We start from the raw sequence: 22,030 nt of genomic DNA on the forward strand, positions 1-22,030 counted from the left end.
TCGAGTTCAGGCGGCCACTTCACGGTGATCGTGACAGAGCCAGTCACGACCTTTTTTGATAGCATGGCGTTATTCCGGCCGGGGGTGACCGAGGTTACAAAAGCAAACAGGGCAAGCGCAAACAACAAATCGATGGACAACGATATGGATTTTCTCTGAAAGCGGGAGTGCACGCTGCACGCCCTACCGGGATTACGCGGGAAGAAGGTGCGTTATAGTCTCTCGTTTTATGGATGAAATTTTACCGGGGCCTCAGAACAACGAGCTGAGAAAGCCGATGGCTACCATCGAATAAAAGGCAGCGCAAATCAGCCCGAACGATTTACGGGTACGGGCGAAAAACCGTTCCGCCGAATGCGCGGAGAAGGCCAGTGCATAAGTGCAAAAAATCACGCCCCCCAAAACCGCACAGCTGGCCACTAGGACAAAACTGGCCCAAATCGGCGCGCTGGCACTCAGCCCGACAGTGGTCACGGTGAACCAGGTCAAGGTCGCCTTGGGGTTGGTCAAGTGAATGCCCAGCCCTTGCAAATAGAAGCCCAGGTTGCGCGTCTGTTTTTCCTGCGTGCGTGCCACGATCCCGGCGTTGTGCGCCAGCGCACCGTGGATCGACTTCCAGGCGAGGAAAAACAGATAGCAGGCGCCCAATATTTTCAACCACACCAGCACCTGCGTGTTGGACATCAACAGCGCCGAGACGCCGGCAGCCGTCATTGCACCCCAGCACAACGACCCGGAAATGACCCCGGCGGCCAACGCCAGGCCCGGTGTGCGCCCATAATTGAGCGAGGTATTGGCAATCGCCAAGTTGCCTGGCCCCGGGCTGGCGGTGCCGATCACGTAAACCCCCAGTGCGGCAGCGAAACTCGAAAACTCAAACATAGAACCCTCTCATACCCATTGCGTCAGCGCGCACAGTGAACACTTCAAGCCACTGTCGGCTTGAAGTGGCTTGCCAAAAAACCTACCTGAAGCAACGATGATCCGGCTCCTCGGCGCGGACCCTTTCCATCCAGGGTTTGAGCTCCGATTGCTTGTACAACCGCTCGCCCCAGCTCTCTGGTGAGACCGGCAGTGACCGTCCCTGCAGGATATAATCGGTGACCAGATGGATGAACTGCTGCAAGCAATAAGCGCCCACGTGCAGACGCAACGACGATGCAGTCTCAGCCCGTGCTACGTTAAAGTGCGCCACATCAATAATCTGCCCGCTGTCGACCGAAGGTGCCAAGTGATGGCAGGTTGAACCGTAGGTTTCATCATTGTAGTAGATCGCGTAGTGCTGGCTGCCCAGACCGCGATACTTGGGCGGCGCCGGATGCAGATTGATCGCACCCTTGTGAGCATTCTTGTAAATGCTCTGCGGAAAGATAAAGTCGCCGCGGTAGGAAATGATCCAGTCGCCTTCCCAGTTATCTAGGTGATACGGGTAAGGATCGCCCGGGTCCCAGCAGAACACCTCCAGGTTGGAGAACACCGTCTTGGCGAATTCGACCCCATGGTCGCACCAGTCCATGGTGCATACCGACAGCAGGACTTTGTCCTTGCACGGTGCGTTTCTTTGCATCATCACTTCTCCAGTTGCAAGGCATTTGGCTGAAATCAATTGCGTACTCTGTTAATCGACTGAAGCTAATGCGCCAGGACTTTGACCACCGCTGGTAAACGAGGAAATCACCTGAAAAAATTTTCCCGGAGTTGCTTTCGTCAATCGCACCGGTTGCGTTTTGACAAGTTTTCTGTGGGTTCAAGACCACCATTGCTGAAATGGCAGGCCTCTTAGAACCGGAATCAACGACATCAACAGCACCAGGCTCATGATGATATTGAACGCCTTTAAACACGACGGCCGAGTCAGGAAACGTCGCAAATACTGTCCAAAAAATACCCAAACCAATGAACAGGGTGAGCCGAACAAAAAGAACAGCAGAGCAATTAGTAAGACCTGCACACGGAAGGGCTCCAAGGGCGAGGTATAGGCCAGTACCGCGCCCACGGCCATCACCCAGGCTTTCGGGTTGACCCACTGAAACAACGCCGCAGCGGTGAACCCCAATGGCTTGCCCGACGGATCATCCATGTCCACCACGGGGGCGCTGGCTATCCGGTAGGCCAAATACAGCAGGTACACCGCGCCTATCACTTTCAGTCCGTCCTGCAGCCACGGGTATTGTCGGAAAATTGCCCCCGCGCCCAGCCCGACTGCCACCAACATTAACGGAAAACCGATGTTGATCCCTGCCAAATGCCGCATCGTGCGGCCCATCCCGAAATTCGCCCCCGATGACATCAACATCACGTTGTTAGGCCCTGGCGTGACGCATGTGGCGATCACGAACAAAATGATCGAGTAGTAATCGAGGTTCTGTATCGTCATGCTCCATCGATCAGCGTCAGCGGCGTCAGCGGCGCCAGTTGCGCAGGTGCTAGTGCACAGGCTGTGAGTTGCAACTGCACAAGCGCAACAGGCTCTCCGTCTCCAGGGACTTGCGGATCTGTATAGGGCATATCATCCCAAGGCACAGATGTGTATTACAGATACAGAAGTGATGAATTTTTTAGATACAGACGGCCTTTTTTTGTATAAAAATTTCAAAAAAACCCCTATCTGTAGCTTTTCAAGCAACAGACGAGAAGCTACAGTCAGAGCTATGACTCTTTATCTGAACCTCGCCGAATTCATCAGCAGCCGCATTGAGCAGGGCCTGTACGGGCCTGGCGAGCGCCTACCCTCTGTACGCGCCCTAAGCCATGAGCACGGTGTCAGCCTGACAACCGTGCAACAGGCCTACCGTGTATTGGAATGTTCCGGGCTGGCGATACCGCGCGCCAGGTCGGGTTACTTCGTTCCCGCCGACAGGCGAGTGGCGCCCTTACCGCAAATGGACCGTCCGATCTTGCGGCCGGTGAACATTTCCCAATGGGACATGGTTCGGGAGCTGATGCACTTCGATCAGAGTGCCAGTATTGTTCAGTTGGGTTGCGGCATGCCGGATATAACCGCGCCCACCCTCAAGCCGCTGCTGACTACAATGGCCCGTATCAGCCGGCGCAGTGACAGCGTAAGCCTGCAGTACAACCACATCCAGGGCGTATTGGCATTGCGTGAACAAATCGCTCGGCTGTCCATTGATTCGGGCTGCAGCCTGACCCCGGCCGACATAATCGTCACCAGCGGTTGCCAGGAAGCCCTGTCTACCGCCATACGCGCGGTTTGCATGCCCGGCGACATCGTTGCCATTGCCTCGCCGAGCTACCACGGGATCACGCAAATCCTCAAGGCCGCCGACCTCAAGGCACTGGAGATTCCCACTGACCCTGTCACTGGCATCAACCTAGAAGCCTTGGAAATGGCCATGGAGCAATGGCCGATCAAAGTTATCCAATTGACTGCCAACTGTAACAACCCCCTGGGCTACATCATGCCCGACGATCGCAAGCTCAAGCTTGTCCGCCTGGCCCAGCGTTTTGACGTGCCGATCATTGAAGACGATATCTATGGTGATCTATCACATCGCTATCCGCGGCCGCGCTCACTGAAGTCCTTTGATGAGGACAATCGGGTTTTGCTGTGCAGTTCATTTTCCAAGACAGTGGCACCCGGCCTTCGAGTCGGCTGGATCGCCCCGGGACGCTACCTGCCACAGGTGCTGCACATGAAATACATTGGCTCGGGCACCACGGCGACACAACCCCAGTTGGCGATTGCCGAATTCATCGCCAAGGGCAATTACCTCCAGCACCTGCGCCGTATGTGCAAACAATACAAGCGCAACGGCGACCTGATGAGCGAATGGGTCAACCGCTATTTCCCGGCGGGCACCCGAGTCAGCCAACCCCAAGGGGGGTTTACGCTGTGGGTCGAGCTACCGGAAGAGTTCGACACCTATGCCCTCAACCGCCTGCTGGAAACCCAGAACGTACAAGTGGCGAGCGGCAATATTTTCTCGGCGGCAGGAAAATACCGTAACTGCATTCGGATGAACTTCGCCAACCTGCCCACTCGCAAGGTGGAGATGGCGGTTCTGAAGGTCGGTAAGACCATCGGCCAACTCATGGAACAGGAGTCGAGCGACGTCCGCGTCGGGACAGCAGTAGCGGCTAATACTGGTGTTAGCAAAAATGAGTAATTTTGTACTCCAGCCATAATAATCACTAATGGATTGGCTCCAGCTGGTGGATGCAGCGCCTCGACCAGGGCAGAGTTTGAAGTTCGCTTTCATCATCTTCATGAGGCATTCAAAAACGGCAAGATGCACATCTTGCCAGACATGGTTGAGAGCATACTTCGAGTGAGACGACTTCCAAACGGTCGGATTGACTTCCTCAGTGTCGACGAGACGGCTCGCTTGCAAGCCAACATAATTCATCGGTTTTTTAATATGCAGGACATAATTTCAGATGGGGAAACGCAAGATCCTTTCGTAGACACATAAAATGATTAGCCTTGAAGTGCAATGTTTGCCCTCTATATCGTCTCATTTCCGGGCTCAGGGGGAGCACCTTCAGCGATCATTGAAAGTAAGGGTTTATACCAGATAGCGCTATATCACTCGGGGATAGAGCTTAGCGTGAAAATAGAATGAAAAGTTACCATCTTTATTCGCATGAAAAACACTCCGGAAAGGAGAGTGATACCGTTCAGTTACCAACTTTATTTTTTTATCTGAGCGAAGACGTCCACTAAAATGGCCGTTAGGGGGCAGTTTTGTTACCAACTTTATTCCGATCCCACAGAAATATGTGTCAGCGGACATTATAGTTTGATAAATCCTAATAAAGTTTGATAATCCACATTAAAGTTTGATAAAAGTAGGCCTCCTGCTATTCTCACCATAGCAGGAGGCCTTTTTTATGGCAGATACTAATAAACCCATCGATCCCAAACACGAAAGGCTGCTCAAAACCCGTGGTCGGGGAGGAGGAAAAGACTATGAGCCATTCATCAAGGTTCATGAGTTCAGCAGTCAGGGTGAAAATGTTCGAATTCGAAGTGCTTCGGTCGGTCGAGTGCATCATCTGCTATCTGGTATAGAACTTTTTGCCTTCCTGGTTTTCGACCAATTTGAGAAAACCAACGATATTCGTGAATAATATCCCCTGCCAATCGAGGACACTCTCGATATCTGTGCCAGCTTGGGTATTCGTCATCCTCAGGTCCGTGGGCTTCTGACCGTCGTTTCAACCGATCTTTTGATCGACCTGTCTTCGGGCAAGCAACTGGCGATTGCCGTTAAACACTCATCAGAACTAGCAAAGCTAAGAGTTATAGAAAAACTCCAAATTGAAAAAACGTTCTGGGAAGCCCGCGGGGTCGAGTGGAGAATTTTCACACAGAGGGAAGTAACTGATGGTATGCGAGAAAACCTGCTCTGGATCCAGCCTTACTTAAACCCGGATATGGCCAGTTACCAGGAGCTGGGCGTTTCAGAAGTGCAGGATCTTTTGTACCGGCTGAAGCTTCACCCCCGAACCAAGGTGACACGGCTGTGCGCAAAGCTCGATGACCAGTATGGGCTGGACCCCGGGTTTCATCTGAGCACCCTCCGGCATGCGGTGGCCTTTCGATTCATACGGGCTCCTCTAGATAAAGCGTTCCACAGCTGGACCTATGGAGACCTCGCACTCAGAGAAACAGTGTCAGTCGCCGGGGTGAATAATGCTTCTTAATCAAGTTTTCAGCGACCCCTTTACAAATAGACGTTACAGAGTCGTTCTTGAGCACCTGAGTGACTTAATGCTGATAGATGTAGATAGCGAGAAAGCCTGGCCTTTCCCAATCACTGAAGAAGAGTTCCGCGCAGCGGGATATCAATCTATCTCTGACCCATACCCTTTGGTCAGTGTCGAAGAGGGAAGCGTTGGCGCGGCAAGACGGGACGAAGCCTGGAGTACCATCAGCCCCTTACTTGGCGATTATGCGCTGATGTTCATCAAGAGTGAGCGTAATCGGCTGATTAGCCAGCTCCTGATATCTACTGATAAGCCGAGACTTTACATCACTCGCCAACTTCGGCGTTATTGGCAGAGGGGAATGGCACCAAATGCTTTAGCACCGGACTACCATAAATGCGGAGCCGTTGGGCGGCCAAGGCGCGAAATTGAAAACAAAGTTGGGCGAAAGCGAACGGTTTCCCCAGGGGTAGGTGTACCCGTAACGGAGGAGGTCGCGGAGCTGTTCCGCATGGTGCTCGATGGCTTTTATCTAACCAATGAAAAAGTGCCGCTGACCGCGGCGAAGGACAAAGCCGTTGGCCTCTTCAAAGCACGATATCCCACCGCCACAGAATCGGCTGTGCCCACACTGAAGCAGTTTCGGTATTTCTTTCAGACTAACTATCAGAATAGTGAAGTAGCGCGGAAGCGAACTCCTGCACGAATTTACCAAAAGGATATGCGGGCGTTGACAAGCACCTCGGCGAATCTGAACTTTGGCCCCGGAGCACGATACGAGATCGATGCGACGATCGGCGATCTTTATCTCGTGGCCGAAGACGATCCTAACGTCATCATCGGTCGACCCGTTTTGTACTTCGTCAAAGACGTGTTTAGTCGAATGGTGGTTGGCATGTACGTGGGCCTGGAAAACCCCTCTTGGGTGGCCGCAATGCTGGCGTTGAGTAATTCCTTTAGTGACAAAACGGCCTATTGCCAGGAATACGCAGTGAATATTCGAACAGAAGATTGGCCCAGTATGGGCATTCCTGCGGGGATCATGGCTGATAGGGGCGAACTTCTGTACCGCCAAGCCGATGTGCTGGTTAACCGGTTCGGCGTGCAACTGAGTAACTCACGGGCCTACCGAGGTGATGATAAAGCGATCTGCGAGCGGTTCTTCAACACAATTCAGAGTCAGTTCCGGCCTTACGTGGGTGGTGTAGTGGAGCCGGTGAATGGCAAGAAGCGCATCGGTAAGCGCTATGAATTGGATGCAGTTCTGAACATTTCTGAATTCACAAAAATGCTGATCAACTTGGTTGTTGTCTATAACACCCAACATGTTATTGAAGGCTATGACCTTGCGCCCGATATGCCAATAGACCTGCCATCAATACCGTTGGATTTATGGAATTGGGGAATCCAGAACCGCACCGGCAAGCTCCGGTCATGTGACGAGAGTTTAGCGCGAATTAACCTTTTGCCCTATGAAAATGGAACAGTGTCTCAGGTGGGCATTACCCTCAAAGGTCTTGTTTATACCTGTCGGGAAGCAATTACAGCAGGTTGGTTCGATCGCATCCGCCAGAACCGGCCGTCAAAAGTTGAAGTCGCTTTCGATCCCAGGCGAACCAATACGGTCTATCTGAGACCCGACAAAACGTTTGAGAATTATTGGGTGTGCGAACTTTCGGACAGAAGTCGCAGATTTCGCGATATGAGTTTTATGGAAGCTGCTGGCGTGCTCAAAGCTATGGGCCGTACGAAAGCGACCGCTCGACAGGCTGAGGAGTATCGAAAGCCGGATTCACTGGCCGCCGTTGAACAAATTGTTGCGACTGCCAAGAAGCGACAAAAAACCAATAAATCATCTGCCAGTGATTCGGCACGACTTCGTGGAATACGGGACAATCGCGTGACAGAAAAAGAGACTGAAAGGGATCAAATTGCTATTAAAAATGATGGTCAGGCCAAGCGAGATCGCCCAGCCGATATAGTGCCTTTCCGCTCTCAAAAAACGCCTTCAAATGAGAGCATAGACTACCCCGATTTGGATGCTTTCTTGGAGGACGATGATGATTAAGTTGCCACTCGCCGAGTATCGAGAAGCAGAAATCCGGGAATATGAAGGGCATCCACTGATTAATGCTTTGCCTCCTATTAACTCACCGCAGGCTACTGCGAAGATGCTAGGTCGCTTCCCGAGCGTAGATGAAGCTGAAAAATTATTGCCAGCCCACATTCGACGTCATGCAATGATGCGAATTTTGGATCAATTTCTGTATCCAACCAAATCCCATCTTCAGTTGGAGCAAATGATTTCGGGCATGATTCGCCGTGGGTATTTGAGCAGGAATATCGCTGCGTCTGATTACCACCGTAATCTTGATGATGTGGCACATACTGACTTCACAGCAATCTTACGAAACGCCGGTAATGAGGCGTTGGTCAGTTCCGTCATTGGATGCTCTGGTACCGGCAAGACAACGGCGATAGAGGCTATCCTAAGGAGTTATCCGCAAGCGATTTACCACCCTGACTACCAACATTGTCAGCTTGTTTGGTTAAAAGTGGAATGCCCCCATGATGGCTCGGTGAAGAGTTTGTGTACTCACTTTTTCCGATCTATTGACGATGCGCTAGGTACTGATTACCAGGCGCTCTATGTAAAAAGTAGATCCTCTGCAGAGTCTATGCTGGGGGACGTTGCTCGTGTGTCTGCGCTGCATTCAGTCGGCGTGCTCGTCATTGATGAGATTCAGCACTTGGAGAAATCCCGGTCGGGAGGTGCGGCCAAGATGCTCAACTTCTTTGTCACTCTGACTAACGTGATCAAAGTACCAGTCCTTTTTATCGGGACGCCCAAAGCTCTAGAGCTTTTTCAGCCGACTATGCGGTCGGCGCGAAGGGCGGCTCAGTTTGGCAGTCTTGACTGGGGGCGGTTTGCACGCACCGAGAATACTGGCAGTGATGAAGAGTGGGAAAGATTCTTCAAGCGACTATGGAAGCTGCAGTGGTTTGAGCACGCAACTCCTTTCACTGATGAAATGATGGACTTGTTCTGGGAGTACACCCAGGGTATTGCGCACATAGCCGTTGCTCTTTTCTATCTCAGCCAGGTAAGAGCAGTTGTGTCGGGTCGGGAGTCGATAGATCGAGCGATCGTAACCAAGGTCTACCAAGAAGAGCTTGCGATGATGCATCCGATGATTGCCGCTTTAAGAAGTGGCCGCGAAGCAACGATTCTTCAATTCGCTGACCTTGATATACCCAGGGAGGCGCTGCGTGTTCAAAGTGCTTTGCAGAAAGCTTCTCATATGCCTGCTGATCAAAAAACACAGACTGATGCTCAGAGCTCCAAACTGGAGCGTCTGATTGCGATATTAGGTCAGATGGGTATTGGGGAAGATATTGCGCCCGTTGTTGCTGAGCAGGCTTTGGAGGAGCGGCCAGATGAGGATTTATTCCCGTTAGTAGCTCTTATTAAAAAGCTGGAGGAGAAGACTCCGGCGCAGCCTGAAACCAAAGCCAGTCCTCAGAAAAAAGAGAAGTTGCGCCCGGTTTACTTGAAAGATGATCTTCGGTTGACCCGGGATGACGATCCTGAGGAGACATACCGAAGCCTGAAAAAAAGAGGTGTGATTATTGAACTGTCAGCTTATCTCAGATGATACGACGTGAACTCCATACGTTGAACCAATACACGGGTTCAACGTGGTCCAAATCGGTTGCCACTAAAGAGCCACCTCTCAGTATCAGGTGGACAAACCTCACCCTGGGCAAAAGCCCCAATCCAATTTTTGGTCACATCGTAAAGCTGCCCAGCCGTTCCTCAATGGAATCAAGAAACCCCATCATATCCACCAGTGTTTCGCTCTCAGGAGTTGTCGTCTTATCCTTCAAGTCAGCCGTAACAATGCCATCCCCTACGGTATCTTTTAACGCTGATTTGAGTCGGGCGGAATAATCAAGCAAGGCTTCATTGCGCTCCCGGCGGCCCAGGGTTTCCAGGGCATTCGCGAGGGCGTAGATCAGCGCTGAGGGGTTGAAATGCGCGTCTTTTCCATTGCTTTCCAGGTATTTGAGGTATAGATCGTGGGCTGTTCCATGCGGTGCCTCAAAGAGCATCGTGCTGCTCTTGCTTTCGATGATGGAGCTTGCGGTGGCGAGGCTGCCGCCGAGAGCGGCAGAAATATCAGAAAATATATCCCCGTCCAGGTTCTGGGCAGGGTAGAGCGCACTCCGGGGAGGATCAGTTATCATTTTTATCAGCTGGCTCGAAGGTCGCATGATCATGAAAGAGGGCGGCGAGGTGTGATCCGCGGCCAGTTCGCGGCGCACATCGTTGATGACGGTGCTGAATACCTCGTCGTATTCCATGTATTCTCGTTTGAGACCAAAATACACTTCTTTGTGCTTGCTTGAGGCATCCCTAAAAACCTGGCTGACCCAGTCCTTGATTGCCTCATGGTCATTGGACATGAGCAGGATTGGGTCGCCCTGACTGACACGACGAGCGTGCTTTTCTACTCCATCGACGACAACCTTGAGGATGCCGTCTTCCTGAGCAGGCATGTTGAAACTGCCGTATTGATCACCACCGCCGGCACTCATGCGCGAGATCGAAACATGAGCGTTTCGGACGGGTATGCCGTAGCGTTTTAGCTGCTTGACAAGCTTATACAGTTTTCGGCCGGTGGTGTTGTCCGGCACGCCCCACAGTGCGCGCTCTGGCGGGTTGGCAACAATACGGGCGGCCTGCGCATCGACCAGTTCGTAGTAGTAGTTGATACCCACCGCTTCAAATTGCTTTTTGTATTCCTGTTTGTAAATAGCTTCTATAGCGGCGCGCATTACGCCATCGTAGCCAGCAATCACGGTATCTTTCAGGCCGAGGTAAGCATCTCGTTTTTCGTCAATTGCGCGCTGGAAAAACCGGTGAGCCCAGGCTTTAACATCGGCGATGTCATTAGTAGCCAGTAGCCAGGGGTCGCCTTTTTTCACATCACGGCGGTGCAGCTCGACCGGGTTCCCGCTTTTTCCGACGAAGAGCAGTTTGACCACGCCCGTTGATGAGGACAATTCATTGTAACTGTCCTTAATGCCCCCGTTGTCCATGGTGTCGACATCAATATCACGATCAATCCAGTCGGGTTTCCGCACCCTGAGATTCTGGAATTGAATATCCTCCCGGGTGATGTTGCCCCCGATTCCTTTGCGTATTGCGCCATTAGGTGACTTGGTCGCGAGCGGATCAAGCCTGGACTGACTGAGCTCTGGGTGCTTTTCAAGCATCGCATCCAATTGCTCTCTGTTCACGGTCATGCCGGCGTTCTTGACGCCAACACCGTATTTTTTGAGTGCCTCGATGGCTTCGAAAATAACCTGGCCGTTCGTCAGAAACCGATGTTCGGCCGATAAATCGATTTCTATCAGCTCAATAGCCAGGCGGGTTGTGACAAACCTTTTCAGGATTTCTTCAAAAGCCACCTGAGCCATCTCATCGCCGTGCAGAATGACCAGCGGTGATTCCACCTGAATTTTATTGACCATTGCTTCCTCCGGTTTTCGGTCGGCTCAAACGTACGGTCAATGAACGTGTGAGACGTTCATTGATAATTGGTGTCGATGCGGTGCGTCCTTTTAAGCCTTGAGAACGTTGCGGGGACAACCCCCAACCAGGATGCGAGTTGACTGTCCGGAATGCGGAGCACGCTCAAGCAAGTCCGGATGCTCTTCCACCATCAATTGGTAACGCTCCTGTACAGGCAAGCTATGATGGCGAAACTCACGTTCACTGATGGTTTCAGCCAACTCTTCCACTAAAACCAGTGCTCAGATCATCCAGAAGTTGCCTTTCTGAACAGGTCGTTTCCTTCACCGAGTTGATACCAAGCAGGCGGCTAAGGTCGCCTCTTAAAATCTCATGTTTAGGCAAGGTTGACTGATTACCCGTGATCCGGGTAGCTCGCATTTCTGGAGACGCCCGGAGAGGAGCGTTGGAAAGTTCAGTCATAGGCCACCTCCTGTCATCACAGGTACGGGCATCGAGTAGATCAGAGGCGAGCGGTTATTAAGGCTCACCTCAACGATGCCCAGCACATGGACTAGCTTACATGATAATGATATTATAATGAAGGTATAACCTAATTATCATAAGGTGCCATGATGACTAAAGACTTTAAGCAGGCCGCGCTGGACTATCACTCGAAGCCCGTCCCCGGGAAGATTTCCACTGGTCTGACCAAGCCTGCAAGTACGGTGGGCGACCTCTCACTTGCCTACAGTCCGGGTGTCGCGGAGCCAGTGCGCGAAATCGCCCGCGATCCGGATAATGCTTACCTGTATACCGGGAAAAGCAATCTGGTCGCAGTGATCACCAATGGCACCGCGATTCTCGGGCTCGGAAACCTGGGGCCGCTGGCCAGCAAACCAGTAATGGAAGGCAAGGCCCTGCTATTCAAGCGTTTCGCAGGCATCGACTCCGTTGATATCGAGGTCAAGGCAGATACCGCCCAGGCGTTTATCGATACCGTCATTCCCATCTCAGATACCTTTGGCGGCATTAATCTGGAAGACATCAAGGCACCTGAGTGTTTCGAAATTGAGCGAGTTTTGATTGATCGCTGCGATGTTCCAGTATTCCATGACGATCAGCATGGCACCGCCATTGTGACGGCGGCAGGTATGCTGAATGCATTGGAAATCCAGGGTAAGACGCTGGACACCGCAAGAATTGTCTGCTTGGGAGCGGGTGCGGCGGCCGTTGCCTGCATGCGATTGTTGTTAAGTCTCGGTGCGAAACGAGAAAATCTGTATATGGTTGATCGCAGAGGTGTGATCCGCTCCGGCAGGGAGGGTTTGAATAGCTTCAAGGAAGAATTTATTAATGATGGCGGGGCAAAGACTCTGGACGATGCCATTGATAACGCAGACGTTTTTGTTGGATTATCCGGGCCGGATTTGCTCAATGCTGAACAGATCAAACAAATGGCACCCCGGCCGATAGTTTTTGCGTGTTCGAACCCTGACCCTGAGATTTCACCCGAACTGGCAATGTCGGTTCGGGACGACCTGATTATGGCTACAGGTCGATCAGACTATCCCAATCAGGTTAACAACGTACTTGGTTTTCCGTTCATTTTCAGGGGCGCGCTGGATGTACGCGCTAAACGAATTAACGAAGCCATGAAGGTTGCAGCTGTTTATGCAATTCGAGATCTGGCGAAAAAGGAAATACCGCAAGATGTCCTGGCCGCCCATCAACTGAGAGAACTGTCTTTTGGGCCCCACTACATCATTCCTAAAGCCATGGACTATCGGTTGCTAACGGAAGTGTCAGACGCAGTTGCCAAAGCGGCCATCGAATCGGGTGTTGCACGCTTGCCCTATCCTTCACACTATCCGTTATAGGGAGCCCCAACGTGCCACAATATATTGAGGACAAGCATTCATCGAAGAGATCCTCTTTCTTGCAGGTCGTGAAAAGTGTTCTGGCGGCTGCTCTGGGTGTGCAAAGCCAGAAAAATTTGGAACACGACGGTCAGCAAAACGGTGTGGCACCCTACATCGTCGTCGCGGTGTTGGTGGTGGTATTGTTTGTACTCACGCTGATTGGAGTGGTTGCCCTGGTTGTTCGCTATGCCAGTTAGAATCAAGCGCTTAAACAGTCGCCACTATCTTAAGGAGGCGAGCGGAAATCTGGAAAGGCAGTGACGTGTTGAATTATAATAAAGTTAACATATTATGCTACGTACTTAGGTAATTTCTTATGGAAACGAAAACGGCCCGGTTAACGATTCTCATCGACCCGATTAAAAAGAAGGCCCTCGAAGACTTATGCGCCTCCCAGGACATTACGACTTCGCAGGTAGTCCGACAGTTGATTCGTGACTATCTGGAGCAGAATGGCATTGAATATGCCACCAAGCCCAAGCCCCTTTCATCAAACGCTACAAGTAGATAGTCTAACAACGATAAACAGGGTGCCGATTTTAATAAAAAGGGCTGTTTTCTCCGCTTCCATTGTGGTTACCGCCGCGAAATAGCGTTAATCGCAGAAAATGGTTCAGTATGGGAAATCCCAGGTGCTTCTCAAGGGAGAGTGCGCGTGATTTGAACTCTGCACGAGCTTGCCCCGGACGTACCTTCGAGGCAAGCACAATCAGATTGCCGGTGAACAAGTGGCATGTGAATACAGCCTCGAATTTTTTATCAAGCAAACGCAGAGCATTCCCGGTTTCACTCTGGTAGTTGAAAAAGTTGAAAACGGCCCAGCCTCCTTCATCCAGAACATCATGACAGCGGCTCAGGAAGTCTGCTCTGCACTGTTGTGGGTCCATACCGTAGGCATTGTATATATCGCAAAAAAGTAGGTCGGTTGAGCGTTTCTCACTGCGCGCGAGGTAGTGTCCCGCATCCTCACAGAAAATTGATAGCCTTGGATCTGTAGGCACCTGGAAGAAGTCGTGTGCAACGTCGATAACGGATTGACGGAGTTCAACGGCCGTTAGCTCCATGTCCGGAAAGCGATGGAAAAGGCAGTTCACCAGGCTACCCCCTCCCAGCCCCAGAACGGTCGCGCGACAGGGCAAATCAAACATCAGAGGCAGCAGCATGGCTCGGGTGTGCTCATGCATGAGAAAGCCGGGGTCGTCTTTTCTTTGACAGCTCTGCTCATACACGGAGCCGAAGGTGAAATAGCGCTCATAGCTGTTATCAAATACCTCAACACAGTCGCTCCCGTCATGGAACTCGGCAATCTTATTTCCCAAACAGAAACCATCCAAAAGCGTATCCGGCATTTAACTGCTTCCTTTTTTGCGCGTTCGTTGAAGTGGGTGTCTGGCGATAGCAGCAGTCCTGGCTAAAACATGATCTCTGCCCGCTTGAATCCCAGAGTCCGGAGCGCCTCAATCGCAGTATCAACGGATGAATAACTGCAGACCTTCTCATCATCTGTCACCAGAAAATGGCTATACCCCTGGCGTTCCTTAAAGAGCAAAATCCATTCTTTTCGTTTAGCGGACGGGGCCTGAACGATGTGCACTTCGGCAATCTCGCCCTTCCGTCGCGATTCCACTATTTCGCCTTTCTTCACTTTTAGATCCTTGAGCCTGGGAGGCGAACGAGGCAGACGCTGGGTGCTAGACGCTACTGTTACCGAATCCCGTTGAATGCGCATTGGCTTACCATTACATTATAATGGTATTATAACAATATTATAACCACATTATTAAATGAGGACTGACTGGATGAACCTGCTTTCTACTCAGTTGACGGATCTGGAGCCAGCGGAGCTGATTGAACAAGCGCTGTTCCGGAAGGAAGGTTTTTTCGCCAATAATGGCGCACTCTCGATAACCACAGGAAAGCGGACCGGCCGATCACCGGCTGATCGCTTCATCGTCGAGGACGAGCTGACCCGACAGACGGTGGACTGGGGGGAGGTAAATCAGCCCTTTTCCCAACAGAAGTTTGAAGAACTCTGGCTGCGGGTCCAAGATACCTTGGCGACGGAAGAGCATTTTTTGTCGCATCTCTCGGTGGGGGCCGATCCGAGATTTGCGATTCCCGTGTCGGTCTATACTGATACTGCGTGGCAAAGCCTGTTCGCCTACAACATGTTTGTACGAACCAGTCCGTTCGAGACAGGTGATATGAAGCGGTGGACATTAATGAGCTGCACGCGATTCACCTGCGATCCGGTGAGAGATGGTACTCATTCTGAATCTGCACTGATTATTGATTTTTCGAGCCGACGCGTTTTGATTGCTGGCCTGTGCTACGCCGGCGAAATCAAGAAGGCGATGTTCTCTGTGCAAAACTTCCTTCTGCCACAAAATAACGTACTGCCTATGCACTGTTCCGCAAACGTCGGAGAAGACGGGGATACCTGCCTTTTCTTCGGGCTGTCGGGTACGGGCAAAACCACGCTCTCGGCGGATCCTGACCGTTTTCTGATCGGTGACGATGAACATGGTTGGGCGAAGCATTCGGTGTTCAATATCGAGGGTGGCTGCTACGCAAAGACGATCGATCTTTCGAGGAAGAACGAGCCGATCATCTGGGATGCCATTCGGTTCGGCGCCATTATTGAAAACGTGCAGGTTGATCCTGTGTCCAGGCGTCCGGATTATGCTGATACCGAACTCACGGAGAACGGGCGTTGCAGCTATCCGTTGGAGCACGTGGACAAGCGGGTTGAAGAGAATCAGGCTGGGGAACCGGCCACCGTCATCTTCCTGACATGCGACCTCTTTGGCGTTTTGCCTCCGGTGTCGATACTGACTCCGGAGGCGGCCGCTTATCATTTTTTGAGTGGCTATACTGCCAGGGTCGGCTCCACGGAAGTTGGCGGACACAAGGGTATTGCGCCAACCTTTTCAGCTTGTTTTGGCGCTCCCTTTATGCCGTTACCTCCCCAGGTGTATGCCGAGCTTCTGATGAAACGGCTCTCTGAGTTCGGCTCAAGAGTGTATCTGGTGAACACCGGGTGGACTGGTGGTTCAGGCACCGCGGATGGGGGCGGCCAAAGGTTCCCGATTCCAGTCACCCGCGCCATTGTCTCGGCTTGTCAGTCAGGCCAGCTTTCAGGTGCTGAAACTGAACGCTTGTCTATCCTGAATCTGGCTATCCCCGAAAAAGTACCGGGTGTCGACGAGCATTATCTTAACCCGCGTAAGGCCTGGCAGAATCCGTCGGACTATGACGCAGCCGCACGAACACTGGCAGATTTGTTTAACGCAAATATTCGCCGGTACAACGTGCCGGAGTCGATTCTGAAAGCTGGCCCAGGCCAGGTTGAGTAATCACACCCTGGCCAGCGTGGGTATAACGCCACGAACGCTGAAAAATCGGGAAATCCAGCAAATACGACACAGCAGGGAGTTAACCAATGGCAATGCCTGAGATGTTACGAAATTTGCCAGGAATTGCGACCGGGTTGCGGTCCGCTTTTAAAGAAGGCTACGGCCTAGCCGATCTTCGCAAGGACGTAATGGCAGGGCTGACCATTGGTACCGTAGCGGTACCGCTTTCCATGGCTTTGGCGATTGCAACCGGCGTTCCTCCCCAGCACGGGCTTTATACCGCCATTGTTGCAGGGGTAATCATTGCACTGACTGGTGGCTCCCGCTTTAACGTTTCAGGACCCACGGCTGCATTCGTCGTGATCCTATTTCCCATTGTGCAGCAATACGGACTCGGTGGTTTGCTGATCGCTTCCATGATGGCCGGTTTGATTTTGGTGGCATTAGGCCTCGCGCGAATGGGCCAACTGATTCAGTTCGTGCCCTACCCGGTCGTGCTGGGATTCACCGCCGGCATTGCGGTCGTGATCGCAGTGCTTCAGATCCCTGATTTTCTGGGGCTGGAAGTGGGTCAGATGGGCGAACACTTTGTGGAGAATCTAGGCAGGATAGGGGCCTCGTTGCCTTCTATTAATCCGTTTGAGCTGGGAATCGGCTTTTTCTCACTAGCAGTTTTTATCCTCTGGCCTCGCCTGAAGCTACCTTTACCAGCACCCCTGATGGGCTTGGTTGCAGGAGCCATAGGCGCTTACCTGATCAACAGTTTGATGGGGGGTGACGGAACGACGGTCGAAACTATCGCCTCCCGGTTCACGTGGGAGCATCAAGGAGACGTAGGTAGCGGTATTCCACCGATCGCCCCCACTTTTATGGTGCCCTGGTCGTTACCCGGCGCTAATGGAGAACCACTAAAGCTGAACTTTGAGCTCATCCGCTCGTTGATAGGCCCCGCGTTCGCAATCGCCATTCTGGGGGCGATTGAGTCTCTACTTTGCGCAGTGGTTTCGGACGGCATGACCAAAACCCGGCACGACCCCAACGCTGAACTTATTGGCCAGGGCCTTGGAAATATAGTGGCGCCTCTTTTTGGTGGGGTCACGGCCACAGCGGCGATCGCACGGACTGCGACCAGTATCCGAAGTGGTGCTCGCTCCCCCATTGCTGCAGTGGTGCACTCGCTGGTTGTATTGCTTTCCGTCGTGGCACTTGCGGGGTTGTTGGGGCTTGTCCCAATGGCAGCCTTGGCAGCCCTCCTGCTCGTCGTCGCCTGGAACATGAGTGAGGCCCGCCATTTCATGCACACCTTGCGATCAGCTCCCGCTGGGGACGTGAGCGTTCTTTTGGTGTGCTTTGGTCTTACTGTAATCTTCGACATGGTGCTGGCCGTTGCAGTTGGAATTGGTTTGGCGGCTGCCTTGTTTATTCGGCGAATGGCACTGCTCACCCGCACCGACAAGATAGACACAGAAACCCACTCAACGGTTAACGGACTGCCGCCCGAGGTTGCCGTTTATGATGTCAACGGACCGATGTTCTTCGGTGCTGCAGAGAAAGCGCTTACGTCCCTGCGCCTGGTCGATCCTCAGGTCAGAATTATTATCCTCGACATGCAAGGCGTGCCGAGTATGGACGGCACCGCCATAGTAAATCTTCAGACCCTGGTTGAAGACATGCTGCAGGATAATGTCTCGCTGATTCTGACCGGACTACCGACTCGCATCATCGTCAAATTGCGTCGGGCTCATGTGCGGAAAGTCATTGGCAGACTTACCTACGCTGGCAGTCTGACACAAGCCAAAGCTATTGCGCTTCGCTGGCTGGCCTCACAACGGTAAAATGAGGCAGGCCGTTGGATATTTTTCGTGGGTAGGACAACTTTCGATTTTTGCATGGCTCGTGCACCGGCTCAGACATTTAGCTGCAGGCGTACTCCAATGCTTGCGGCATAACCCAGTGCAATGGCGGGGCTACACCTAATTTGAAATGGAATGCGATTGCAGCAGCATTAGGAATGAGGTTTTGATCTGCCCGCTGCAATGTTGCTCTGATCAAGGAGCTGTTAGCTATCCCGTTGAGGACCGGTAGGTCAAAACATCATGTTTACAGGATAGCTGACTCCTTTTACACATTAAGCGCACCAAGAAGGCCTGGGCGTCGTTCAGTCAGCTTGGGGGCGAGTATCAGTTGCCAGGATAAATCGTAGTTCTGGTTGGTGGATGTCTAATGCGGTTTTCAGCCACGCTGAAGCTGGAAAGTCATTCAGAGTATTTGCGTTGTCGATGATCCAATTACCGTTCCTGTCAGGTAGCGCCGGAGTCTGCTGTTGAATAGGATCAACGAAGCACTCGATGCCTTCTTCTTCCGACAAAAGTGTCTGAAGTGCTTCAGCGGATTGTTTACTTTCCAGAGTGTCGGACCGATAGACTACGCAACGCCCGAAGCCGCTCCGATAGGCTTTGGAAGCCCTGTTCGCTGTGGTTTTGAGCCACTCCAGTTCTTCTGCTTCAGCGTCATTCCTGATCGGCATGTGGCTCTCCCCGCCGCAGATATCTGGTGTTAAAACATCCGGTACTGTTGCGAGCAGTGAAGTGCATTGTATTGTTGTTGATTGGCGCCGCTCAGAATCGAGGCGTGCGACGTTACCCGATGTGATCAGCCACATCGCTTGTTTGACTATTATTTAATCGAATACACTCTGGTTGAGCAGATATGTTAATGCAATTTCCCAGGGCCCATGACGATGAACTGCTCGGTAGCGTTATAGCGAGATTCGTTCAACGGCAGGGCCTGGGCGACGACAAGGTCGCCTTGGATGAGCTTTTTGCTGCTCAGAAAATTGTGCCGTCGTCGGTCCTTCAGGGCCATGCAAGTCAATTGCTCGCGAATATCGGGCATCTATGGACTATCTCACCCCGCGAACTGTTAGAGAAACATACCCTTCTCCCGGTGTTTCGTCCCTTCGTAGCTTCCAAGGCCTACGATCACTTTGTCCGTGATTTATGTGGCCAGGGTAAAAACCACAGCATGCTGAGAACTGGCCTTAATGCTTCGAATATCGTTTGGCCGTCCAATTTCAAGGTCTGTCCTTTGTGTTGTCAGCACCAATTGAGAAGGCATGGCTACCGGTATTGGCAACGGCTTTTCCAGTGTCCTGGTGTTGAAGCGTGCCCGGAACATAGCTGTCTACTGATCGACACCGGCATCCCTCTGCAGTCACATAGGCGGCATAGGTTTATTGGCACACAGGCCATCACGCAAGATATTCCCGCAGTGTCACCGCTGGCCGCTAGAAAAAATCTGCTGTTATCCATTGGTATTTCAGGCTTGATTCGATGCAAAACGACAGACGTACCCAACATCCATCAGTGGTCGAGATTTTATCGGGACTTGGCGCACCAGCAGGATCTATGTAGGGGAAAAGGCGTGCAGCACCAGTCAAAGTGACTGGGTTAAATCTTGAGGATAACCTACCCCCAGTTTAGTGCGCTGGGCAGCGCACTTGCGCCAATTTCTGATAGAACCAAACTTGCTCTTCTAGTATAATTTCCCACCGTGCTTGCTTGTTACGCTGTTTTTAGGCTATATACAGAGCGTAGGGTAGCCTTGGAAGAGACGAGCTCAGGTAGAGTATTTCAGGGATCCTATGGTCGCTATTTTCGAACATAGATTTTTAGATTGATCAAGTGTTCTAATTTTCGGTGCACTGGGAGTGGTTATGACTAAAAAGCAAAGCAGGATGCTCTGGAGCGAAGGCCAAAGGGTTAGATCGTCCTTGCCTTCAGATCTTCAGATTCCAAAAGCAGACATGCACATTTTAGTTGAAACTCTGGATCGCAAGAAAAAGGAGCAGAAAGACTCCCCTTACAACACTCGGTTCGACGAGTCTTGCTTGGCACAACTTTATAGTTAGTTGTTAAATAATTTTAAGTTAAAACCCAGCGGTTATGCTGGGTTTTTTGTTGATATGGAGTGTCAATGAACCAGCCAAAAGGTATGTCGTGGTGGTCCTTTGAAGATGAATCTAATCCTATTCGGGTTTTGGGGGACACACATCAAAAAAATTATATCATTAGCTACCTTTCCGGTGCCGGCGCTCAAGCTTTATTAGTGGAAGAAAATTATTTTGATCGGGATTACTTGGATGAGTTCTCTAGTTTTTATTCACGTGTAGCTGTTGGTTATCCCAATGTATGTAAAAGGTTGCATATTTTCGGCCCAAATGAAATCGATAGGGATAGCTTCTTAGAAAATTTGAATACGAGTGATAAAGAGAGAGTTCTTCAAAAAAACTATCTCGGATTTATAGTTTTACGACCAATCCCCTCTGCACCATTTGGAAGAACTGTTCTTGCCTTATATCCTGATAAAACGCCTGAAACCCCGAGAATCACTGAACCTGCTCGGACCTACCATGCGCATATAGCGGGATTAAGATTGTCGGTAAAAGGTTTGGCTTGGCAGCAGCAAGATACGGGAGTCGCTGCTTGCGCCACTATAGGTTTATGGACGATGTTCCATTCCTCCGCGCTAGATGATCACCATGCGATTCCTACAACAGCTGAGATTACAAAGTCTGCTGAACAATTTGGAGCGAGGGCGTTCCCGTCAAAGGGCATGACGCCGAATCAAATATTGGAGGCGATCCACCGCCAGAATTTCAATCCGGTTGCGGTTTCCGGTGACATTAAAAATGAACACGGTGTTGTTTTAGGGTTTTCAGAAAAACGATTTTCAGTAAATTGTTTGTCTTTTGTTAGGTCTGGGTATCCCGTTTTGCTTTTGGGCGATAATGGATTGGGCGGCCATGCAATATGTGTAGTGGGGGCCCGAGAAAACCAAGTTGATGAAAATAATGAAGAACACATATGTGCTGAAGATGAGAATTAATTTCATTTTTATGTGCATGATGATAATTATGGGCCGAACATTCGGTTTTGCTTGCAGGAAAATGACGGAATAGCCTATTTAAGGGCTGATTCGCCAAAATATGTAGGCTTAAAATATCCTGACCAAAATACCTGTTTCAAGCCTCTTACGTTAATCGTAGCTTCAAATAAAGATATAAGAATTAATGCTGATAATTTGTATCTAAAGGGTGAGCAGTGCGCACAAGTCATCTTCCAGGTTCTTAGTTTGATCATGCAAGCTAATGGAAAACAGCCCATCCCTCTTATTTTTAATGCTCGATTTATGCTTTTAAGAGATTATATGGGAGAAGGTTTGGCCCAAGTAGTGCCACCGGCAATACTTGGTCGCACGCGGCTAGAGATTCATGAAAAAGCTCTGCCTATGAGTCTCCACATCGGAGTAGCTCGCATCGCTCTGAGGGACGGTTCAGTGATCTGCGATATAATCCATGACACAACTGACTCCAGCCGAAATATGTCTGTGTTCGTCAGCGTAATCTACGAAAAGGCAGTCTTCGATTATCTAAAGAATAGCGACCCAGCGCAGAGAATTAGGGTCGGGCTGTCGGAAACCCTAGTTCCCGCGTTCGAGTGAGTCCTGATTTTCTTTTTGATGATAAAAAATATCAAACTTTAATGTCGGTTTTTTTAGAT

The 22,030-nt window shown here is 51.1% G+C and carries 23 protein-coding genes and 1 pseudogene; 15 read left to right on the plus strand and 9 right to left on the minus strand.

Annotated features, from left to right (window positions below; genetic code table 11):
- Positions 1-59 precede the first annotated feature (59 nt).
- The 4 genes and pseudogenes from CPH80_RS22645 to CPH80_RS15465 form a co-directional block, all read right to left on the minus strand.
- A pseudogene (locus CPH80_RS22645) lies at positions 60-146 on the minus strand (LysE family translocator); the annotation flags it as partial.
- A gap of 106 nt (positions 147-252) precedes the next feature.
- Positions 253-882, minus strand: coding sequence for a LysE family translocator (locus tag CPH80_RS15455; protein ID WP_096279177.1), 630 nt, complete (start codon positions 880-882; stop codon positions 253-255).
- 82 nt (positions 883-964) lie between these two features.
- Positions 965-1,570 (minus strand): formyltransferase family protein, encoded by a 606-nt coding sequence (locus CPH80_RS15460; protein WP_172898611.1) that lies wholly within the window; start codon positions 1,568-1,570, stop codon positions 965-967.
- A 177-nt stretch (positions 1,571-1,747) separates the two neighbouring features.
- A complete protein-coding gene (locus CPH80_RS15465) occupies positions 1,748-2,371 on the minus strand; it encodes a LysE family translocator (RefSeq protein ID WP_096281680.1) in 624 nt (207 codons plus the stop codon).
- Positions 2,372-2,651: 280 nt separating this feature from the next.
- Between CPH80_RS15465 and CPH80_RS15470 the strand changes: the two genes are divergently transcribed.
- From CPH80_RS15470 to CPH80_RS15490, 6 genes are all read left to right on the plus strand, one after another.
- Positions 2,652-4,130, plus strand: coding sequence for a PLP-dependent aminotransferase family protein (locus CPH80_RS15470; protein WP_096281682.1), 1,479 nt, complete (start codon positions 2,652-2,654; stop codon positions 4,128-4,130).
- A 33-nt stretch (positions 4,131-4,163) separates the two neighbouring features.
- A complete protein-coding gene (avs1c, locus tag CPH80_RS23375) occupies positions 4,164-4,436 on the plus strand; it encodes an AVAST type 1 anti-phage system protein Avs1c (RefSeq protein WP_096279179.1) in 273 nt (90 codons plus the stop codon).
- 418 nt (positions 4,437-4,854) lie between these two features.
- Positions 4,855-5,094, plus strand: coding sequence for a hypothetical protein (locus CPH80_RS22040; RefSeq protein ID WP_197703562.1), 240 nt, complete (start codon positions 4,855-4,857; stop codon positions 5,092-5,094).
- Between the two features lie 12 nt (positions 5,095-5,106).
- A complete protein-coding gene (locus CPH80_RS15480) occupies positions 5,107-5,670 on the plus strand; it encodes a TnsA endonuclease N-terminal domain-containing protein (RefSeq protein ID WP_227520509.1) in 564 nt (187 codons plus the stop codon).
- A gap of 514 nt (positions 5,671-6,184) precedes the next feature.
- Positions 6,185-7,741, plus strand: a complete 1,557-nt coding sequence (locus tag CPH80_RS15485; RefSeq protein WP_227520205.1) for a Mu transposase C-terminal domain-containing protein — start codon at positions 6,185-6,187, stop codon at positions 7,739-7,741.
- Positions 7,731-9,329: an ATP-binding protein gene (locus CPH80_RS15490; RefSeq protein WP_227520206.1), complete on the plus strand. Its 1,599-nt coding sequence runs from the start codon at positions 7,731-7,733 to the stop codon at positions 9,327-9,329. The genes CPH80_RS15485 and CPH80_RS15490 overlap by 11 nt, the downstream gene beginning before the upstream one ends.
- Before the next feature lie 133 nt (positions 9,330-9,462).
- Here CPH80_RS15490 and CPH80_RS15495 read toward each other — a convergent pair whose 3' ends face one another.
- Both CPH80_RS15495 and CPH80_RS21705 read right to left on the minus strand, forming a co-directional pair.
- A complete protein-coding gene (locus CPH80_RS15495; protein ID WP_096279184.1) occupies positions 9,463-11,211 on the minus strand; it encodes an isocitrate/isopropylmalate family dehydrogenase in 1,749 nt (582 codons plus the stop codon).
- Between the two features lie 253 nt (positions 11,212-11,464).
- On the minus strand, positions 11,465-11,674 hold the full coding sequence (locus CPH80_RS21705; RefSeq protein ID WP_157746905.1) for a hypothetical protein: 210 nt from the start codon (positions 11,672-11,674) through the stop codon (positions 11,465-11,467).
- Positions 11,675-11,826: 152 nt separating this feature from the next.
- Here CPH80_RS21705 and CPH80_RS15505 point away from each other — a divergent pair, with 152 nt between their 5' ends.
- The 3 genes from CPH80_RS15505 (at position 11,827) to CPH80_RS15515 (ending at position 13,624) form a co-directional block, all read left to right on the plus strand.
- Positions 11,827-13,071, plus strand: a complete 1,245-nt coding sequence (locus CPH80_RS15505; RefSeq protein WP_096279186.1) for a malic enzyme-like NAD(P)-binding protein — start codon at positions 11,827-11,829, stop codon at positions 13,069-13,071.
- 68 nt (positions 13,072-13,139) lie between these two features.
- Positions 13,140-13,310 carry a DUF2970 domain-containing protein gene (locus CPH80_RS15510; protein WP_227520510.1) on the plus strand — a complete coding sequence of 57 codons (171 nt, stop codon included), beginning with the start codon at positions 13,140-13,142 and terminating at the stop codon, positions 13,308-13,310.
- Positions 13,311-13,429: 119 nt separating this feature from the next.
- Complete coding sequence (locus CPH80_RS15515; protein WP_096279188.1) at positions 13,430-13,624, plus strand: ribbon-helix-helix protein, CopG family; 195 nt, start codon at positions 13,430-13,432, stop codon at positions 13,622-13,624.
- A 28-nt stretch (positions 13,625-13,652) separates the two neighbouring features.
- Here CPH80_RS15515 and CPH80_RS15520 read toward each other — a convergent pair whose 3' ends face one another.
- Positions 13,653-14,462, minus strand: a complete 810-nt coding sequence (locus tag CPH80_RS15520) for a spermidine synthase (protein WP_096279190.1) — start codon at positions 14,460-14,462, stop codon at positions 13,653-13,655.
- Positions 14,463-14,524: 62 nt separating this feature from the next.
- Positions 14,525-14,842: a hypothetical protein gene (locus CPH80_RS15525; RefSeq protein WP_227520207.1), complete on the minus strand. Its 318-nt coding sequence runs from the start codon at positions 14,840-14,842 to the stop codon at positions 14,525-14,527.
- Between the two features lie 70 nt (positions 14,843-14,912).
- Here CPH80_RS15525 and CPH80_RS15530 point away from each other — a divergent pair, with 70 nt between their 5' ends.
- The gene (locus CPH80_RS15530; protein WP_096279194.1) at positions 14,913-16,469 is read left to right on the plus strand and encodes a phosphoenolpyruvate carboxykinase; all 1,557 of its coding nucleotides are present in this window, start codon (positions 14,913-14,915) and stop codon (positions 16,467-16,469) included.
- A gap of 86 nt (positions 16,470-16,555) precedes the next feature.
- On the plus strand, positions 16,556-18,304 hold the full coding sequence (gene dauA / locus CPH80_RS15535; protein ID WP_096279196.1) for a C4-dicarboxylic acid transporter DauA: 1,749 nt from the start codon (positions 16,556-16,558) through the stop codon (positions 18,302-18,304).
- Positions 18,305-18,627: 323 nt separating this feature from the next.
- On the opposite strand, the gene CPH80_RS15540 is transcribed toward dauA, so the two are convergent.
- On the minus strand, positions 18,628-18,996 hold the full coding sequence (locus CPH80_RS15540; protein ID WP_096279198.1) for a hypothetical protein: 369 nt from the start codon (positions 18,994-18,996) through the stop codon (positions 18,628-18,630).
- A gap of 188 nt (positions 18,997-19,184) precedes the next feature.
- On the opposite strand from CPH80_RS15540, the gene CPH80_RS23380 reads away from it, so the two are divergent.
- From CPH80_RS23380 to CPH80_RS21710, 4 genes are all read left to right on the plus strand, one after another.
- Positions 19,185-19,913 (plus strand): TniQ family protein, encoded by a 729-nt coding sequence (locus tag CPH80_RS23380; RefSeq protein ID WP_157746906.1) that lies wholly within the window; start codon positions 19,185-19,187, stop codon positions 19,911-19,913.
- Positions 19,914-20,184: 271 nt separating this feature from the next.
- A complete protein-coding gene (locus CPH80_RS15550) occupies positions 20,185-20,379 on the plus strand; it encodes a hypothetical protein (RefSeq protein ID WP_096279202.1) in 195 nt (64 codons plus the stop codon).
- Positions 20,380-20,444: 65 nt separating this feature from the next.
- Positions 20,445-21,356 carry a hypothetical protein gene (locus tag CPH80_RS15555; RefSeq protein ID WP_096279204.1) on the plus strand — a complete coding sequence of 304 codons (912 nt, stop codon included), beginning with the start codon at positions 20,445-20,447 and terminating at the stop codon, positions 21,354-21,356.
- A 321-nt stretch (positions 21,357-21,677) separates the two neighbouring features.
- The gene (locus CPH80_RS21710; RefSeq protein WP_143752931.1) at positions 21,678-21,971 is read left to right on the plus strand and encodes a hypothetical protein; all 294 of its coding nucleotides are present in this window, start codon (positions 21,678-21,680) and stop codon (positions 21,969-21,971) included.
- The last annotated feature ends 59 nt before the right edge of the window (positions 21,972-22,030 follow it).

It is taken from the genome of Marinobacter sp. LV10R510-11A, assembly GCF_900215155.1.
In the GTDB taxonomy this organism is placed as follows: domain Bacteria; phylum Pseudomonadota; class Gammaproteobacteria; order Pseudomonadales; family Oleiphilaceae; genus Marinobacter.

Excerpts from the sequence above, each read along its gene's own strand:
- CPH80_RS15455 (WP_096279177.1), bottom strand. The coding sequence starts at position 882 with ATGTTTGAGTTTTCGAGTTTCGCTGCCGCACTGGGGGTTTACGTGATC.
- CPH80_RS15460 (WP_172898611.1), bottom strand. The coding sequence starts at position 1,570 with ATGATGCAAAGAAACGCACCGTGCAAGGACAAAGTCCTGCTGTCGGTA.
- CPH80_RS15470 (WP_096281682.1), top strand. The coding sequence starts at position 2,652 with ATGACTCTTTATCTGAACCTCGCCGAATTCATCAGCAGCCGCATTGAG.
- CPH80_RS22040 (WP_197703562.1), top strand. The coding sequence starts at position 4,855 with ATGGCAGATACTAATAAACCCATCGATCCCAAACACGAAAGGCTGCTC.
- CPH80_RS15485 (WP_227520205.1), top strand. The coding sequence starts at position 6,185 with ATGGTGCTCGATGGCTTTTATCTAACCAATGAAAAAGTGCCGCTGACC.
- CPH80_RS15490 (WP_227520206.1), top strand. The coding sequence starts at position 7,731 with ATGATGATTAAGTTGCCACTCGCCGAGTATCGAGAAGCAGAAATCCGG.
- CPH80_RS15495 (WP_096279184.1), bottom strand. The coding sequence starts at position 11,211 with ATGGTCAATAAAATTCAGGTGGAATCACCGCTGGTCATTCTGCACGGC.
- CPH80_RS21705 (WP_157746905.1), bottom strand. The coding sequence starts at position 11,674 with ATGACTGAACTTTCCAACGCTCCTCTCCGGGCGTCTCCAGAAATGCGA.
- CPH80_RS15505 (WP_096279186.1), top strand. The coding sequence starts at position 11,827 with ATGACTAAAGACTTTAAGCAGGCCGCGCTGGACTATCACTCGAAGCCC.
- CPH80_RS15515 (WP_096279188.1), top strand. The coding sequence starts at position 13,430 with ATGGAAACGAAAACGGCCCGGTTAACGATTCTCATCGACCCGATTAAA.
- CPH80_RS15520 (WP_096279190.1), bottom strand. The coding sequence starts at position 14,462 with ATGCCGGATACGCTTTTGGATGGTTTCTGTTTGGGAAATAAGATTGCC.
- CPH80_RS15525 (WP_227520207.1), bottom strand. The coding sequence starts at position 14,842 with ATGCGCATTCAACGGGATTCGGTAACAGTAGCGTCTAGCACCCAGCGT.
- CPH80_RS15530 (WP_096279194.1), top strand. The coding sequence starts at position 14,913 with ATGAACCTGCTTTCTACTCAGTTGACGGATCTGGAGCCAGCGGAGCTG.
- dauA (WP_096279196.1), top strand. The coding sequence starts at position 16,556 with ATGGCAATGCCTGAGATGTTACGAAATTTGCCAGGAATTGCGACCGGG.
- CPH80_RS15540 (WP_096279198.1), bottom strand. The coding sequence starts at position 18,996 with ATGCCGATCAGGAATGACGCTGAAGCAGAAGAACTGGAGTGGCTCAAA.
- CPH80_RS23380 (WP_157746906.1), top strand. The coding sequence starts at position 19,185 with ATGCAATTTCCCAGGGCCCATGACGATGAACTGCTCGGTAGCGTTATA.
- CPH80_RS15550 (WP_096279202.1), top strand. The coding sequence starts at position 20,185 with ATGACTAAAAAGCAAAGCAGGATGCTCTGGAGCGAAGGCCAAAGGGTT.
- CPH80_RS15555 (WP_096279204.1), top strand. The coding sequence starts at position 20,445 with ATGAACCAGCCAAAAGGTATGTCGTGGTGGTCCTTTGAAGATGAATCT.
- CPH80_RS21710 (WP_143752931.1), top strand. The coding sequence starts at position 21,678 with ATGGGAGAAGGTTTGGCCCAAGTAGTGCCACCGGCAATACTTGGTCGC.